This window comes from Pantoea sp. C8B4 (assembly GCF_051336905.1).
GTDB lineage: Bacteria > Pseudomonadota > Gammaproteobacteria > Enterobacterales > Enterobacteriaceae > Pantoea > Pantoea rwandensis_B.
Window position 1 is genome coordinate 12,654 of record NZ_JBGMNK010000018.1, and the last position, 16,449, is coordinate 29,102.

The 16,449-nt window shown below is 47.9% G+C and carries 15 protein-coding genes and 1 pseudogene; 10 read left to right on the forward strand and 6 right to left on the reverse strand.

Features of this window, described 5'->3' with window-relative positions:
- Positions 1–62: 62 nt before the first annotated feature.
- From ACCW76_RS18150 to ACCW76_RS18170, 5 genes are all read left to right on the forward strand, one after another.
- Positions 63–1,877, forward strand: a complete 1,815-nt coding sequence (locus tag ACCW76_RS18150) for a glycoside hydrolase family 15 protein (protein WP_436339575.1) — start codon at positions 63–65, stop codon at positions 1,875–1,877.
- Positions 1,878–1,967: 90 nt separating this feature from the next.
- A complete protein-coding gene (locus ACCW76_RS18155; RefSeq protein WP_436339577.1) occupies positions 1,968–2,489 on the forward strand; it encodes a VOC family protein in 522 nt (173 codons plus the stop codon).
- 27 nt (positions 2,490–2,516) lie between these two features.
- Complete coding sequence (locus ACCW76_RS18160; protein ID WP_436339579.1) at positions 2,517–3,611, forward strand: SMP-30/gluconolactonase/LRE family protein; 1,095 nt, start codon at positions 2,517–2,519, stop codon at positions 3,609–3,611.
- Between the two features lie 141 nt (positions 3,612–3,752).
- Positions 3,753–4,013, forward strand: coding sequence for a hypothetical protein (locus ACCW76_RS18165; RefSeq protein WP_436339580.1), 261 nt, complete (start codon positions 3,753–3,755; stop codon positions 4,011–4,013).
- Between the two features lie 827 nt (positions 4,014–4,840).
- Positions 4,841–5,365 carry a type 1 glutamine amidotransferase domain-containing protein gene (locus ACCW76_RS18170; protein ID WP_436339581.1) on the forward strand — a complete coding sequence of 175 codons (525 nt, stop codon included), beginning with the start codon at positions 4,841–4,843 and terminating at the stop codon, positions 5,363–5,365.
- Positions 5,366–5,415: 50 nt separating this feature from the next.
- Here ACCW76_RS18170 and ACCW76_RS18175 read toward each other — a convergent pair.
- Positions 5,416–5,748, reverse strand: a pseudogene (locus ACCW76_RS18175) (glycine betaine/L-proline transporter ProP); the annotation flags it as partial.
- 246 nt (positions 5,749–5,994) lie between these two features.
- On the opposite strand from ACCW76_RS18175, the gene ACCW76_RS18180 reads away from it, so the two are divergent.
- Positions 5,995–6,399 (forward strand): cupin domain-containing protein, encoded by a 405-nt coding sequence (locus ACCW76_RS18180; protein WP_436339582.1) that lies wholly within the window; start codon positions 5,995–5,997, stop codon positions 6,397–6,399.
- 13 nt (positions 6,400–6,412) lie between these two features.
- On the opposite strand, the gene ACCW76_RS18185 is transcribed toward ACCW76_RS18180, so the two are convergent.
- The gene (locus tag ACCW76_RS18185) at positions 6,413–7,780 is read right to left on the reverse strand and encodes an MFS transporter (protein WP_436339583.1); all 1,368 of its coding nucleotides are present in this window, start codon (positions 7,778–7,780) and stop codon (positions 6,413–6,415) included.
- A gap of 1,214 nt (positions 7,781–8,994) precedes the next feature.
- On the opposite strand from ACCW76_RS18185, the gene ACCW76_RS18190 reads away from it, so the two are divergent.
- The 4 genes from ACCW76_RS18190 to ACCW76_RS18205 all read left to right on the forward strand — a co-directional run bounded on the left by ACCW76_RS18190 (position 8,995) and on the right by ACCW76_RS18205 (position 14,556).
- Complete coding sequence (locus tag ACCW76_RS18190; RefSeq protein WP_436339584.1) at positions 8,995–10,764, forward strand: sensor domain-containing phosphodiesterase; 1,770 nt, start codon at positions 8,995–8,997, stop codon at positions 10,762–10,764.
- Positions 10,765–11,285: 521 nt separating this feature from the next.
- A complete protein-coding gene (locus ACCW76_RS18195) occupies positions 11,286–11,480 on the forward strand; it encodes a general stress protein (protein ID WP_436339585.1) in 195 nt (64 codons plus the stop codon).
- 189 nt (positions 11,481–11,669) lie between these two features.
- Positions 11,670–12,089 carry a thiol-disulfide oxidoreductase DCC family protein gene (locus ACCW76_RS18200; RefSeq protein WP_436339586.1) on the forward strand — a complete coding sequence of 140 codons (420 nt, stop codon included), beginning with the start codon at positions 11,670–11,672 and terminating at the stop codon, positions 12,087–12,089.
- Between the two features lie 115 nt (positions 12,090–12,204).
- Positions 12,205–14,556, forward strand: a complete 2,352-nt coding sequence (locus tag ACCW76_RS18205; protein WP_436339587.1) for a phosphoketolase family protein — start codon at positions 12,205–12,207, stop codon at positions 14,554–14,556.
- A 29-nt stretch (positions 14,557–14,585) separates the two neighbouring features.
- Here ACCW76_RS18205 and ACCW76_RS18210 read toward each other — a convergent pair whose 3' ends face one another.
- From ACCW76_RS18210 to ACCW76_RS18225, 4 genes are all read right to left on the reverse strand, one after another.
- Complete coding sequence (locus ACCW76_RS18210; protein WP_436339588.1) at positions 14,586–14,708, reverse strand: hypothetical protein; 123 nt, start codon at positions 14,706–14,708, stop codon at positions 14,586–14,588.
- Between the two features lie 67 nt (positions 14,709–14,775).
- Positions 14,776–15,546, reverse strand: coding sequence for a hypothetical protein (locus tag ACCW76_RS18215; protein WP_436339589.1), 771 nt, complete (start codon positions 15,544–15,546; stop codon positions 14,776–14,778).
- Positions 15,547–15,744, reverse strand: coding sequence for a hypothetical protein (locus ACCW76_RS18220; protein ID WP_436339590.1), 198 nt, complete (start codon positions 15,742–15,744; stop codon positions 15,547–15,549).
- Positions 15,745–16,079: 335 nt separating this feature from the next.
- Positions 16,080–16,250 (reverse strand): general stress protein, encoded by a 171-nt coding sequence (locus ACCW76_RS18225; protein ID WP_436339591.1) that lies wholly within the window; start codon positions 16,248–16,250, stop codon positions 16,080–16,082.
- Positions 16,251–16,449: the final 199 nt, after the last annotated feature.

A 16,449-nucleotide genomic window follows, 5' to 3' on the forward strand; every position in this document is an offset into this window, starting at 1 on the left:
CTGAAGTATTGGTGAAGTTCGTGTAGCGGCCACGTTGTTGTCTCAGCAAGCAGGGAAGACCCATGAACAATCAGGTATTAAATTCGCCGATGCGCGAGGATGGGTTTGCGCGTCTCGGGGACTATGCGGCAATAGGTGAAGGTCGGTCGGTGGCGCTGATTGCTCCTGATGGCGCTATCGACTGGTGGTGTGCGCCTGACCTTGATTCCCCTCCATTGTTTGACCGCCTGCTGGATCCTGAAATCGGCGGTTTTTTTCAGATAGAACCTTCATCCGACTACCGCACTGAAAGGGTCTATCGTCCCGACAGCAACGTACTCGAAACCCGCTTCTTTACGCAGTCGGGCAGCGTACTCATCACAGAATCACTCAACAGTACACTGGCAGGTCGACTTCCCTGGAGCGAACTGGCCCGCCGCGTTGAGGGGGTTGAGGGTGAAGTTGAACTTATCCTGACTTTACGCTTTGGCACCGTTGCGGAGACACGATCTCCCTGGCGTGACAGCACCGGTCAGGGAGACGTTTATCATCTTGGTGACCTGATGGCCATGCTGCGCACCAGTGAAGACTGGATCGTTACGGAACGTGACGATGGTATGATCCGCGCGACACTTCACACACGTCCCGCCAGCCGTTCATTGATTGCACTGCTGGTAACGGAGCGGGAGCCACTGGCAGTTCCTGACTTGACGGCTATTGATTCCCGCATTGAAACCAGCCATACGGCGTGGCGCGACTGGACTCACAGCCTGAGCTACACGGGGCGTTACGCCTGCCACGTCAGGCGTTCAGCTTTGTCCCTCAAATTCCTGTGGTACTCGCCAACCGGTGCGCTGGCTGCTGCAGCCACGACCTCTCTGCCAGAAGGAATAGGGGGTGAAAAGAACTATGACTATCGCTACGCATGGGTGCGCGATGCCTGTCTGATTATCAAGTCGTTTGTCTTTTTAGGCGCCCTCGAAGACTGTAAGGCCGCGTTTTCATGGCTGTCTAAAACGATAATACGACACGGCACCAAACTTCGCGCCTGTTATACGCTGGAAGGCGGGGAAGTCCCGGCCGAAAGCTATCCTCCTCTGCGCGGTTATCAACATTCACTTCCTGTCCGCATTGGCAATAACGCTCGTGACCAGGTTCAGCTGAGCATGTACGGCGACATGCTGGCAACGGCCGAACTCTTTATCCGCGCAGGCCACATTCTCGATCTTGAAACCTCGCGCATGCTGGGAGAACTGGCGAACTACTGCGCAGATCAGTGGCGTCAGAAAGACAGCGGGATCTGGGAACTGCCGGAAGAACAGCATTACACCCATTCAAAAATGGCCTGCTGGCTCGCACTTGATAGTGCGGTCACTCTCGCCCAAGCCAAACACATTGAACCCACCTGGGTAGAACGGTGGGAGCGAGAGCGGGATCGGATGAGTGAATGGATTGAAGCACACTGTTGGTCTGAAGATAAGCAGGCGTATCTCTTCTATCCGCACAGCGAAGGTAAGCTTGATGCCTCACTGGCGCTGGTGCATCACTATGGGAACACGGTTAACCCCCAACGCATGCGCGCTACTTATCGTGCCATTCAGCAGGATCTAGGCCATGGCAGCGCGATGCTTTATCGCTACACCGGAGCTGAGCAGGAAGAGAGTACGTTTGTAGCCTGCTCTTTCTGGCTGGTTGAGGCGCTGGCAGCCATGGGTGAAGCCGGGCAGGCCGAAAAATCCATGGAGGAAATCCTGGATAAACTCTGTCAGCGCGGGAACGTCGAAACATTCAATGAAATGTTTGATGTTCGCAGCGGTGAGTGGCGCGGCAACATGCCGCAGGGTTTAAGTCATCTGGCCCTCATATGCGCGGCCCAGGCGCTGACCGATCATGCTTAAACCTTCAAATGACTACAGTCAGGCACACCAGGTCAAATTCAGAGTTAGAACTTCAGGTTTTATTTAACGCATTTCAAAAGGAGGCACGAGATGATCCGTGGAATTGAACGTATTGGTATCACCGTTTCTGACTTAAAACAGGCAGAGCATTTTTTTACCGGTGCGCTGGACGCATCTGTACTCTATCGCATCGTTCCTCCTGCAGACGAAGAAAAGTTTATTCCGGGTAAAAAAATGGCCCCACTGAATGGCTCCCCTCCAGAACTGAAACTGACGGGGCTATCCATGCTCAGGCTGAAGAATGGCTGCAATGTAGAATTATTCCAGACGCAGCCTCCTGTAACCGATCGCACCGCTAATCCCGGACTGGCTGGCATAAACCATTTCTCTCTTTATGTAGATGACATTAATCTGGCTGCGAAAAAAATGCGTGATTACGGCGCTGACATGCTCGAAGGTCCTTCAGATTGCTTTGCTCAGGAGGAGGGTGCCGGTAATCAGACGTGGTTTGGAATGACACCGTTTGGCGTCCTCATTGAACTCATCACTCTTCCTTCGAATATTCAGTATGACGCTGAAGCCACCCAGCAGCGCTGGATACCTGAAACCTGAATCCACTAAATGTTCGGAGATCTGAGGATGCAAAGACGTGAATTCATTGCCGGCGGGATAGCAACATTATGCCTGTCTCACAAAGCTTTTGCTGTGGCAGAGTCCATCGTTAAACCGCAACTGCAGGTTGCGGCGACTTCACCCTGGCTTGCCAATGGTGTTGCCGTAACAACCGGGGGAGCGTTGTTTCTTAATTTTCCTCGCTTCAAAGGACATCAGAATTCGCCTTCGCTCGCACGCGTGACCCCATCCGGATTAATACCTTTCCCGGGTGGCAACTGGAATGGGTGGAAACCGGGAAACGACGGCCATGACACCCTTGTGAATGTTAACGCCTGCCATCACTTTGGTGACAATTTACTATGGGTGGTCGATCAGGGCGCACCTCAGGGCGAAAAGCCATCACCCGGGGCGGCGAAGCTTGTTGCGTTTGACGCATCTTCGGGCGAAACGGTAAAAGTCATCCGATTTGATGAAAAAGCGTTACCTGCAGGCGGGGCACTGAACGACCTGCGTATACACGGGAGTTCGGTATACGTCACAGATTCGGGATTGGGTGGTTTGCTAATTCACGACTTAATTTCTGGTAAAACAATACGAAGGCTGTCTGAAAATAAACTGCTACGCAAACCAGAATCAATCGACCAGAAAGGTTACAGGGGGCGAATTCTTGAAGATAAAAACGGAAAACGGCCCAGCGTACACAGTGATGTTATTGAAGTCAGTCCTGACGGCAAGTGGCTTTACTATGCGACGCCGACGGGGCCGCTCTATAGAATCCCCACCGCATCACTACACGATACCGGGTTGAATAACGATGCACTGGAGCGGCGTATCGAAAAAGTAGCGGATATTCCTTCAGTCGGTGGGTCCGCCATCGATGCTGCGGGAAATATTTATCTCTCAAATGTGGAGAAACGTTCGGTCGATATACTGCTGCCTGATGGCAGGCTGGAGACGCTTGTTCAGGATGAGAAGCTGATGACACCCGATGCTCTGGTCATTGCTGAAGGCTGGATTTATGTGCCCGCTCCCCAGATTGAATACCTGGCAGACAACAATAAAGGTAAAGATAAAACGCTTGGACCCTGGAAAATTTACCGCTTCGCATTTACTCCTTAATATATGTTTCGCCTGATTTCTTTTTACTCCGATGGGGTTGATGCAGGACCATGAGAGCCTCTTTTTCTGTATGAGCTAGAATTAAAAGATGTTTACGCTTTCAAACTGAAAATCGACTTACCCAGACTATCAGGAGATCAAATGGCTGACATAAATGAACGCATTGGAATCCTCGAGCAGACTATCAATGACCTACAGCTCGACCTTTATATATCTAAGGTCGCCATAACTGTTTTGTCTTCAGTGATAGAAAAAATGGGTGGTGAGCCCGGCTTGCTAACCAATTCATACGAACCAGAGAAAAGTTCGGCCCCCCTGGTGAAGTTCAATCACCCTGGTCAAGAAGACAATGCTGACGATATCAGAAAAAGAGTTTTAGCCCTGTTATCGAATCCGGAATAAACGGTGTAACGAAGGGGGCATCATCAAGAAGATACGGGTAGAGCGAGCTGCGGTTGCGTTACCCAGCGTTCTCATGATTTCTCCTCCATCGTTTTAGTTGCAGAGTGCATTCATCATCGGGAAGACCACATTGCTAAAAGCGTAAAAAAACGCGCTACTGCCCCCGAACAGAATTGTGTTGATGATCGGCCTTGCTCTTCCGTTCATTTGTGATAATCATCCGAAAGAACTAAACAGATGTTATAGTTCAGTGCGGTAATTAAATAACATGGACACCATTTTTATTTTAGTTGCTTTCCTGGATTAAACGAGGCGGGTATTAATCCTCAACGTGTTGAAACCCAAACAAAAAAATCCCGTCGAGGAGGGAAGAAGCAGAGCGGGAATTCCTTTTACTTGATTACCCTTACAGTCGAACATGGGGCACTTTTTTAATATAGCGCCTGAGTATCAACTATCCATTTTTCATGTGCGCTTTACCCACATATCCACACGACGGCCAGTTTTTGCAATGAACCCATTTGAATGACTAATTTTCCGACAAATTTAATCGGCACTTTATGGGGGGCACTCACGTTTTAGTCATCAAAATAAGAAAAAAACTGCACATAATGTCGTGCTAAACATCAAAGCCCTTTAAATAAACTCGCTTAAACAGAAGGTTATGAAATAGTTCTGTCGCTTTCTCGGCAGCCATTTGTTTTTAACTTTCACAGGTTCATCTGCTCCACTGCCACCGGCTGGCTTGTCTTTTGCGTTATGGCGACCAGGCTTTATGGGTTAACCGATCCATATACGCAAAGCGCTTTCAAAGCAAGGAGAGACAGATGGGTAAGAAAATAGCGGTACTGATCACAGATGAATTTGAGGACTCCGAATTCACCTCACCCGCCGATGCTTATACCAAAGCAGGACACGAGGTGGTGACCATTGAGATGCGAGCGGGGAAAACGGTCAAAGGTAAGCAGGGTAAAGCAGAAGTCAAAATCGACAGGGATATTGATCACGTCAGTCCTGCAGAGTTCGACGCATTACTTCTGCCAGGCGGCCATTCACCTGACGCCCTGCGCGGTGACGATCGTTTTGTGAATTTTACCAAAGAGTTTGTCGCCAGCGGCAAACCCATATTCGCCATTTGCCACGGACCTCAGCTACTGATAAGCGCAAACGGCGTGCGAGGCCGGAAGATGACTTGTGTCAAAGCCATAGCAATAGACCTACGGAATGCAGGCGCAGACTTCTATGACAAAGAGGTCGTGGTGGATGATGATAAACTGGTCACCAGCCGCACACCGGATGATTTACCGTCGTTCAACCGTGAAGCACTGCGTATTTTGAATGTCTCTAGTTAATTAGCTACTTGTCTTCGCAAAACCCGCCATCCTCAGATGGCGGGCACATGTCACTGGGTGATTACGGGATGCTGATCAACTAAATTGCGGCGTTTTTTCTTCAGTTCCTCAATTCTTTCATCTATGTCTTAGATGCGTTGCTCAATACCATTGTGATGTTCCTGCAGTAACTCTTCAACCTCTACAAGTGATGAGGCCGCAGGGGTATCGCCATAGAGAGGTTTGTTCGCCGTTTCTCTTACAGTGAAGCCGGTTACAACCCCAATTACCCCTACAACCATCAGATACCATTCAGACATATAAAGGTTGCCGGTTTCTTCAACCAGCCACGCAGTCAGTGTAGGCGTGACGCCCGCAACCAGAATAAAGATGTTATAGGTACTCCCCCAAAGCACGTTAAAAAGTGATAATGGATTGAATGAACGCTGTCTAAAAAATAAGCGGTGGAGGGAAGTAAACGAAGCATGCGGTATATTCATGCAGTCTGGCGGTGTTAATATTTTTAAATAGGTGCGTGTTCTAGGTATTCAGTTTAGTGTTACCACTTTATTTTTATGAAAATCGAACTCCATAAGCATGATTCCGGACTTCATCTATAATATCTAATCGATATTGAGACAGGAGGCCAGATGGCAAATACAAAGAATGAATCTAAGGGAAATCAACATTCAGTTGAACATGATTTGATACTAAAGAGTGGTTGTGCATGGAATGGCCAGGAATATGAAAAATATCCGGTAGGGAAACCACAGATTTCAGTTATGCGTATGTCACTTCCACCTCACAGCGACTTGCCCTGGCACACTCACCCTATGCCTAATACCGCCTACATCCTGTCCGGTGAGTTAACAATTGAAGATAAAATGACAGGTCAGACTCGATGCTTTAAATCGGGTCAGGCCGTCAATGAAACCATCAACAGCGCACACCGCGGATACACATCAGAACTACACACCGAGCTGGTAATTTTTTATGCCGGGGTTGATGGCCTTGAGCTTTCTGAATCTCTGCCTGGAGAAACGTCAGAGTTTTGACCTCAGGTGCAATTTAACCTGAGCCATTCCTCTTACCAGTCATATAACGGACATAACTGACCAGTAATGAAAACAGGGAAAAGCAAGCCCCGGTTATCAGGCTGAGTGTGATGCCATGGGCTTCGCTGATGTTCAGATATATGGCGACCATGGCAGACCCAATAATCTGACCGATGAGGCGGGAACTTCCCAGAAGGCCACTGGCGACACTGACATTTTCATTTGCCACTGAGGTCATGATCAGATAATTGTTGGGTGACTGGAAAAGCCCAAATCCAGCGCCACAGAGTGCGACCCGCCAGATGATATCAAAGTTCCCGGGTGAAACAGGAAGCACCGTCATCGTGACCATTCCACAGACCAGCATGCCCAGCCCCAGTGAAGCAATCACATTAGGGTTGTGACGTTTAAGCAACTCCCCCGCGACCAGAGAGGTAATGGTTGTCGCAAGTGGCCATGCTGTCAGTAACAAACCAACCTGAACCACGTCCCGATGCAGGATGTTGTGAAAGTAAAAGGGCAGCGAGACATAGGCCAGTAGCTGTGTGCAGTAGGATAGAGTGGACATCATTAAAGAAAGTGAAAACGTCCTGTCTGCAAAGACGGACAAGGGAATGAGAGCCTGGTTCATCTTTCGTCTCTGGTTATCGAATAGCCATAAAAGCATGGTGACCGACCCGACGGTACCGCACAGGGCCATAAGGATATGTTCTCTGGTCATACCCAGCACAAAACACGCTAAGAATATTGTCAGAGTGAAAACCAGCATTGCACCTGAGATGTCGAATCTCGTTCTCTGGATCGGTTGTTTGTTCAGGTTCAACATGCTCAGTAACAGGGACACAATTGCTATTGGCACGTTAATGGTGAAGAGGCAATTCCAGCTGGCCATGGACATGATGGCGGCTGCGATCGATGGACCCGCAGCAGCTGAGACAGACACTATCATCACGTTAATGGCCAGGCCTCTGCCAAGTAATTTTTCAGGGTAGATCTCTTTTATGAGTGCGGCATTAACACTCAGAATGGCCGCTGCTCCAAATCCCTGTATCACACGAAATATCGTCAGCATGTTCAGCGTATCCGATATGGCACAGCCTAACGAAGATATTGCGAACAGCAACACACCTGTCTCAAAAACACTCTTATTGCCTAGTTTCTTTCCTAGCGCAGCCAGAGGTACTAGCGCTGCCACAACTGCAAACTGGTACGCGTTGACGATGACAATTGATGCCGAAGCGCTAACCTGAAAATCCCTGGCAATCACCGGCAGGGCGACATTAGCAATCGTGCTGTCAAGCATGGCAATCACAATACTCAGAGATACAGCTGTTATCGCCATCCAGTTTACTTTGGAATAATTTTCGTTAATCGAATACACACAGTACTCCCGTTAATATTTCTTTTTAAAAAAACACGCGATGAATACGTGAGAGGGGATTTAACATCGATGTTCTCAGAATGAAATTAAGCATTTTTTCATTCAACATTTCATCAACCAAAGTAGGGTTTTAAGGGGTGTTGTTTAATTGTGGTGACGTGTCAATGTTGCGTGCATATTTAATATGAAAGCATTGGTGCGATTCATTATCCTGAATAAAGTAGCCCTCGGGAAAGACGTGAGAATCGTGTTTGATAGGAAGGTTTTTTCTGATGTTGGCTGGATAATAAGTGTGGGGATTGCTTCATAAAATATGTCTGGCGTCTCTATTTATTTATGAGGTCGGCAGGGTGTGCTCAAAATTTCTAATGATAAATTGTAGTTGAATAGGGGGCTGGATTTTCACATGGCGAAGATTTTCTTTGTATTAATAAGGCAAATATTACAAATTTTTATCGACAATAAATTAAGTTATGTATCGAAGAGATGATGATAATGAGGATGATGGAAGGAATCTAAAACAACGAGGTGCAATCAACATGACAATGAAAAAGCCCGGAGCTTGCGATTTCCGGGCTGGGCTAACGAGGGGCCAATGAAGCAATGGAGTTGGAGATATCACAGGCAGGTAGTCCTGAGATGAATAAATAGTAGAAGCCTGATTCGCTTTTTGCATGCGAAGCGGTTGATTTAGTCCTCAGGTTTTTTACTTATTACGACTCCTAAGAAGGTAGCTGTGAGGAATAATAAAAGATGTCGTTAAGAGAACGGAGACTTCTTTACCGTTCAATCTTGCATATGGAGTTGCCTAGGCATTCAGTCCGAAGTCGCTGTGGTTAAAGTCAGGTGGATTTTTTATACTGACTGGATAGTACGCATATAATTATAAATGGTATTTTTTGTAAAGTAGGGAAATGGGAACTGAACGATTAAGTGTAAGATAAATTAACCATACGATCTCTGAATTCGCGGTTGAGAAAAGCTATCCCAGTTTACGCCTCGCTTAAACTCTAAACGTTCAGGACTAAAAATGGCAGCAATCCTGTTATGGAAGTTACATGACAAAGTGCATGAGCTTGCTTACTATAGCGTGATTGTTTCAATTCAAAACAATAATAACCGAAGCAGGATGTTCATCGTACTGGTGGTAAATCATCAAGCATCATTTCTAAATTAAATTTCTAAATCAGGGCCGACTTCTGGTGGGGGCTTGCATGAACAATTCAGCTATGTACGCACTAAACGGGCTTACCATTCTGGCATTAAGATCGCCTGACATCTGCAGAGATGAAGTACTCACAAAATTCACTGATCTGGTAAGTGAAACGCTAAATTTTCCAAGCAGTTTCATTGCTATACTGGATGATCACTATCAGTACATTAAAGCGTCCCATAACTTTGACCTTGATGGATCTGTGAGAAGCGACTCCTTATGTCAGTACGTTGCGGATGATGTTAGTCCATTGATCATTCCTGATACTCATGCTGACAGCTGCTTTGCATCTAATCCTTTTGTTACTGGGTCCCCCTTCATCAGGTTTTATGCCGGGGTACCGCTTAAAAACAGGGAGGGGGCTTTTCTTGGGACGCTTTGCGTGACGGACAGCGTCCCCCGTAGCTTTAGTGCGGACCAACTCGCCACGCTGGAAAAACTTTCACAACTTGTCATTTCATTTCTTGAGGCCTGGCATTCCGCAGGTTTCACCGATCCGGTAACAGGTTTACCTAATCGTCAGCAATTAATTCGTAACCTCCATACCCTCGGAAAAATGGAGAAGAGTTCATCTTACCGTCTTATTCTCATAGACCTGATTGATATCCCCCGCGCTTATGAGCTTGCCAGGACATTAGGAATGGGCCCGGTTGAAGGTCTGCTCAGGGATATGGCCACGCTCATACCGTTACGATTGCGACCTGGACCAGATGACTTGATTTACACAGTTGCGACAGGGCGTTTTGCGCTCCTCACCCAAGCTTCCACTCACTTCACAGCAGAATGGGTTGCCACTAAATTAGCAGGCGTTTCTGCTGACATGGGTGAAGGATTATCTGTTGATCTGACGACACATGCCGGGGAAGCACTTTTCAATCCCGGTAAATTTCCACCTCATGAAGTCTTGAGGAAAGCAGTCAGTGCCCTGCATGAAGCTATTTGTCAGGGTGTTTCCTACATGAGTTTTAGTGAGAAAAACGATGAACGTCGCACCGATGACTTCACTCTGGTCAATGATCTGGCAACAGCTATACGCTTTAATCAGGGAATATACCTGGTTTACCAACCTAAAATTTGCCTGAATACGGGACTGCCAATTGGTCTCGAGGCGCTCATCCGCTGGCGACATCCTGTGAGAGGGGAGCTTTCTCCCTCCGTATTCATACCTCTGGCCGAACAAACGACGCTTTTACAGGATTTGACGGAGTGGGTTATCGATAAAACCATTGAGCGTCTCAAGCGACTGGACAGCAGCCCGCTACAGCTACCTGTTACGGTGAATGTCAGTGTACGGGACTTCAGTCAGGAGGGATTTGCAGACCGGCTGGAAACTAAAATGATAAATGCGCGGCTATCCCCGGAATTGCTAGGAATTGAATGCCTGGAGACTGAACGAATCATCGAGAGTGCCGCCGCCATGGCCGGACTGGAAATGTTAAAACTGCGTGGATTTAACATATCTCTGGATGATTTTGGCACAGGTTACAGCAATATAAGCTACCTGCGCCGTATGCCTCTTGATGTTATTAAGCTTGACCGATCCATTATCAATGGACTCACGACAGATACAGCTTCTCGCATTATTACTAAAAGCATTATTTCAATGTTAAAGGAGCTGGATTATGTCGTCCTGGCTGAAGGGGTAGAGAATGTTGAAACACTGGATGTGCTCAGGGAGTTTGGGTGTGATCAGGCTCAAGGATTTTATCATTCTCGCCCTCTACCTGAACCTGAACTGGATGAGTGGTTGAGCTGGAAAATCCGCCGGTAACTGTCATTCAGGCCAATAAAAATTGCGTTAAAGGCGGTTGAAGCGGTTCGTTATCAGCATATCCGACATACATCTTCGCTGCACGCCTCTTAAACTGTCAGTCTGAGTGCAGGATACGTATGCATCATTCCGGATGGTAAGGAAAAATCGGTTTTGAGCCTGTTCAGTCTGGCTGACAGCCCTCTTTATTCTGCGAAAAAACCCGGACGAAATCGGGCAGCAGGGGACTAAAAAGGCTATCCCTTTTGATAATTTAACTTCGCCGGCTGCACCATGAGGGCGCAGTGTTAATCTTAATCGCCCTGAGTCGAAATGTTCACTTGCGAACAATGACCGCAATTTCAGCAGGAAGCAGAAAACCCCGCCTGATTTCGGCTTACTTTCCATCTGCGACAAAATGTGGATTTACGATAGCGTTAGTCAAAGTTGCATTGAAAATATGGATTAAAGGAGAATTATCAACCAGGCTGGTTACAGTGAAGGTAATCCTTACCTTTCACCAACGTTGAAGGAATCAAGCTATGACTACTCGTCGCGGTGGAACAGGAAATTTTGCTGTAAACAGGGACCGGGCAAGTGAAGCAGGACGTAAAGGTGGAAGTATGAGTGGTGGTAATTTCAAAAATGACCCTGAACGTGCGGTTGAAGCCGGAAGAAAGGGTGGCAAAATAAGTCGCAGGAAAAGTGTTCCTGGTGGTGAAATAAACGCAGCGTAAATTAGTTTTCTGGCTGAAATTGTTTTCTGTGGTTATCATTTTCATTCCCACCTGAGTTTACAGGTGGGGTGGCCACGCTGACAGACTGAGCCCTGAAAATAATTTTTGCTATCATGATTTTTGACGCTTCGCTTTAAATAAAACCTTTCTTAACCCTGACAAATGGACTCCAGTTGCAGAGGTCATGCTATGTCTGAATTCACTCATATCAGGTCCACAAAACAGGTCATACTTTACGATGGAGTTTGTAAATTATGTAATGCCTGGGTCGTGTTTTTGCTTCGAAAGGGTGTATCAAAGGACATTCGTTTCTCAGCCATTCAGAACGACATCAGCAAAGCGATATTAAAATCTGTAGGACTTCCCGAAGAGAACATTCGCACCATTGTTCTGGTTAAACAGGACATGTACTGGTTGCGTGCCGGTGCCATTTTTCGCGTTATGGCTTATTTACCCTGGCCCTGGAAGATACTGTCAGTTATGCGCTTCCTGCCACGATTCGTAACTGATTCTGTTTATAAGATTGTGGCCTTCAATCGGTATAGATTATTTGGCCGTTTCGATGACATCCAGACCATCAAAGCTGATTTTCCCGAGCGATTTTTGTGAATTTTACTGAGTATTCCAGTCAGGAACTCCTGAACTTTAAACAGCGTCATTGCATTCGCATCATTCCCCATTCTCTATTAGGTTTAATGCAGGTCTGAACTGCGGAGGAGAGGCAATGACGGATATAACCACTGATGAACTCACACTGCTGAATCGTTACTGGCACGCTGCGAATTATCTGTCTGTTGGGCAAATCTATCTGATGGACAATGCTCTGCTGCGGTCACCGCTCTTAGCTCAGCACATCAAGCCGAGGTTGCTGGGTCACTGGGGGACAACGCCGGGACTGAATTTCATCTATGTGCACTTAAACCGTATTATCCGGCATCGCGATTTTAATCTGCTTTACGTCTGCGGTCCCGGACATGGCGGACCGGGCATGTTAGCTAATACCTGGCTGGAGGGAAGTTACAGTGAAATTCACCCTCACATCAGCGAAGATGCAGAGGGCATGAAGCGCCTCTTTAAACAATTCTCTTTTCCGGGTGGTATTCCCAGCCACGCAGCTCCAGAGACACCGGGTTCCATTAATGAAGGTGGCGAGCTGGGCTACTCACTGGCTCATGCGTTTGGGGCAGCTTTTGATCATCCTGACCTTGTAGTGCCGTGCGTCATTGGTGATGGCGAAGCTGAAACCGGCCCTCTTGCCGCAAGCTGGCAGGGCATCAAATTCCTGAATCCGGAACGCGATGGTGCTGTTCTGCCCATTCTGCATCTCAATGGCTACAAAATCGCGAATCCAACAGTACTTGGGCGCAGCACTGATGATGAACTGACACAGTTATTTGATGGTCACGGCTATGAAACCATCATTGTCAGTGGGCACGAACCCATGGACATGCATCATCAGATGGCACAGGCTCTCGACCGTGCTTTTGACATCATTTCGATGTTTCAGCAACAGGCGCGAACAGGCAAAGAAGTCAGCACAGTTCCGAAATGGCCGATGATCGTTCTGCGCAGCCCTAAGGGATGGACCGGACCAAAAGAAGTGGATGGCAAGAAAGTCGAAGATTTCTGGCGCGCCCACCAGGTGCCGGTATCCGGCTGCCGGGAGGATGACGGCCACCGACAGATCCTCGAAGCGTGGATGCGCAGCTATCAGCCGCAGGAGCTGTTCGATGAGAGTGGCAAACTCAGACCAGAATTACGCGCGCTGGCGCCTGTGGGCGCTAAGAGGATGGGCTCGACGCCCTATGCTAATGGTGGGCGACTACGTCAGGAACTTAACACACCTGAAATACAGGACTTTGCGCTCAAGACCGGCAAGCCGGGCAGCACCAGTGGGCAAGCCACTGAGCAGTTTGGCCACTATCTCAGCGAGATATTTAAACGCAACGCCGTTAATTTCCGTCTTTTTGGTCCGGATGAAACCGCTTCAAATCGCCTCTCGCCGGTGTTTGACGTCACTCAGCGCACATGGATGGAACCGGTCAGGGATTACGATGAACAGTTGTCACGTGACGGTAGGGTGATGGAAATCCTCAGTGAGCATCAGTGTCAGGGCTGGCTCGAAGGTTATCTGCTCACGGGACGACACGGACTGTTTAACTGTTACGAAGCCTTTATCCATATTGTCGACTCGATGTTCAATCAGCACGCCAAGTGGCTGAAAGTCAGCCGGAAGCTGGGGTGGCGTAAACCGATATCATCACTGAATTATCTCCTTTCCTCACATGTCTGGCGGCAGGACCACAATGGCTACAGCCATCAGGATCCGGGATTTATCGATCATGTCGCGAACAAGAAAGCTGACATTGTACGAATCTACCTTCCTCCGGATGCCAACACGCTGCTGTGGGTTGGTGATCACTGTCTGAGAACTTGGGACAGGATCAATGTCATCGTGGCCGGCAAGCAGCCTTCCCCCCAGTGGCTGGATATGAAGAGCGCTGTTGCGCACTGTGAAGCCGGAATGGGCGAATGGCGCTGGGCAGGCTGTGAGGGTGAACCTGACGTGGTGATGGCCTGTGCAGGCGACGTCCCGACCATGGAAACGATGGCGGCAGTGGACCTTCTGAGTGGTTATCTGCCTCAGTTACGCGTGCGGGTAGTGAACGTGGTCGATTTGCTGGCGTTGCAGACAAAAGAGCAGCATCCCCATGGCAAATCCGAAGCCGAATTTGATGCGCTTTTCACGGCTGATAAACCGGTGATATTTGCGTTCCACGGCTATCCCAGCCTCATCCATCGGCTGACCTATCAGCGCAATAATCATCGCAACTTCCATGTGCACGGCTTTAACGAAGAGGGCACAACCACCACGCCATTTGATATGACGGTGCTCAACGAGCTCGATCGCTATCATCTGGCGCAGGCCGCCATTCTGCACGTGCCGGGGCTGGCAGAGCGCCATCCAGAGTTGCTGGATGATTTACAGGAGCGCATCGCAGAACATCATCGCTACGTGCGTGAGCATGGTGAAGATGTACCTGAAGTCAAAGACTGGATCTGGTCTGGCAGGTAAATAAAAACCGCCTCTCGGCGGTTTTTAAGTCAGTCAGGTTGTTTGTCACCTGACTCCGGGGCATTTCTTTCGTCATCTTTGGGCTTTTTGTCAGGCGATTGTTTACGTGGATTATAATCCGGTTGGTCGCCTTTCACGGGACGATCGGTCATCACGTTCTCCTCGTATTCGCTGGATGGATAATAAGTTTAGTTCCCTGTTGGTGGTTAAGCCAAACGGTCATTGATGAATATCATTCGTTGTACCCATCGCCAGTGCGCTAGCGCTGGCGGGGTCAAACAAGGAAAGACTTTCGATTTGATCCACCATAATCACTTTGCGAAATTCCAGCGCACATTTAGGTTTAGACGTGAAATCGATCCCGTGTTCGTGATACCAGCTACTGTAATTATGCTCAACAGCAAGATTGAGTGTGCGCGCATCGCGGTAACCGCTGAGCATAGGGATAAGAACAATATTTGCAGTACTGGCGTATTCGAATGTGGCTGCGTGGATCATACCGATATAAATCCGACGGGACTTGAGTGTTACCCACGCCAGTTCACCTTCCTCCATACACTGTAACAGCATCTGTTCAATACCATTGGACCGTGACAGGCGCTGATACAGGTCTTTCCGACTGGAAGCGGTGAGGCGGGCACTGCCTGCCCAGTTTGATCGGTAAACACAAAACAGCACCGCGAACGCCAGCATGATAACCACGGGGGCCTGAATACCCAGGAAACTCCATGTCATGAATTCCACATGCCATCGGGCGTGTACCACGTCACTCAGCGCAAACGTGTTATTCATAGCAGATGCGCCAAGTAACAGCAGCCAGACAAGTCCCGTTGCGAGCACGCCCTGAAGAACAAAAATACAGCCATACAACGCGATCAAAAAATATACATCCCAGCCGATCGAACGTTTGATTTTCAACCTGCTGGACATATCCCGGCTGGTGTACCAGTAACCGCACACCATCAGAACCATAAAAATGGCTGTACCCATTTAAATGTCCTTTAATGTTTTAACGTGGTGAGAAAAGTCGCGCTGTACCTTGGGACTTAAGGGATTAACCGAAGCGTTTCCATCCTCATCAATGATTATTCTGTCACCTTCCTCAATAGATTCTCTCATATCCTGCTGGCTCATCACCTGTAAAAGGGATTCCGGACTGCTGAACAGAGAAGATAAAAATCGAAACATAAAAAGACTCCGCGGGGATTAATATGGAGGATAATGGCAGATAATTAGAGGGGTAGGTCTTTCTGGGGGCGATAAAAGGTAAAAAGGCGTTATTTCAGAGTAATCCTCACTACAAGCGAAACCGTAAATCAAGATCATCATTGCGTTCAGAAATAAAAAACGGTGCGATTTTAAGCAGTCGCACCGCTCAGTCAAACGACCAAATAATACGCGAGGAAAACAGAAAATTGATATTCATTATGAAACTTCAGTCAGAGCAAGCAGAGAGGGATGCTCCCTGCTGTATATTCACACTAAGGGGGATGGTGCCCCCAGAAGTTTATCTTTATTGCAACTCAGGAAGAATTGCGGTGGCTGTTTTGACCACCTTTTTTACCGGCTTCGGACGCTTTATTATGGTCATTTTTGAAATTACCGCCACTATGCTGCCCGCCTTTTTTTCCTGCTTCAGAAGCCCTTTCTTTATCTTCTGCAAAGTTGCCTGAACCGCCTCTATGTTGAGTCATAATACTGCCTCTTCATGAGTAATAATTAACATGACGCCATGTGCACGTTGCCTTAGTAATATTAATATATCCTCGCGAATATGCAAGCGCGACGGTTATATTTCTGTGCAATGTACTTTAATGTGCCATATTTAATTCTCTGGTCATTTCAATTAAAACGAAGCGTCAGTGTGCTTCGGTTATTTACAGGAATATAAAG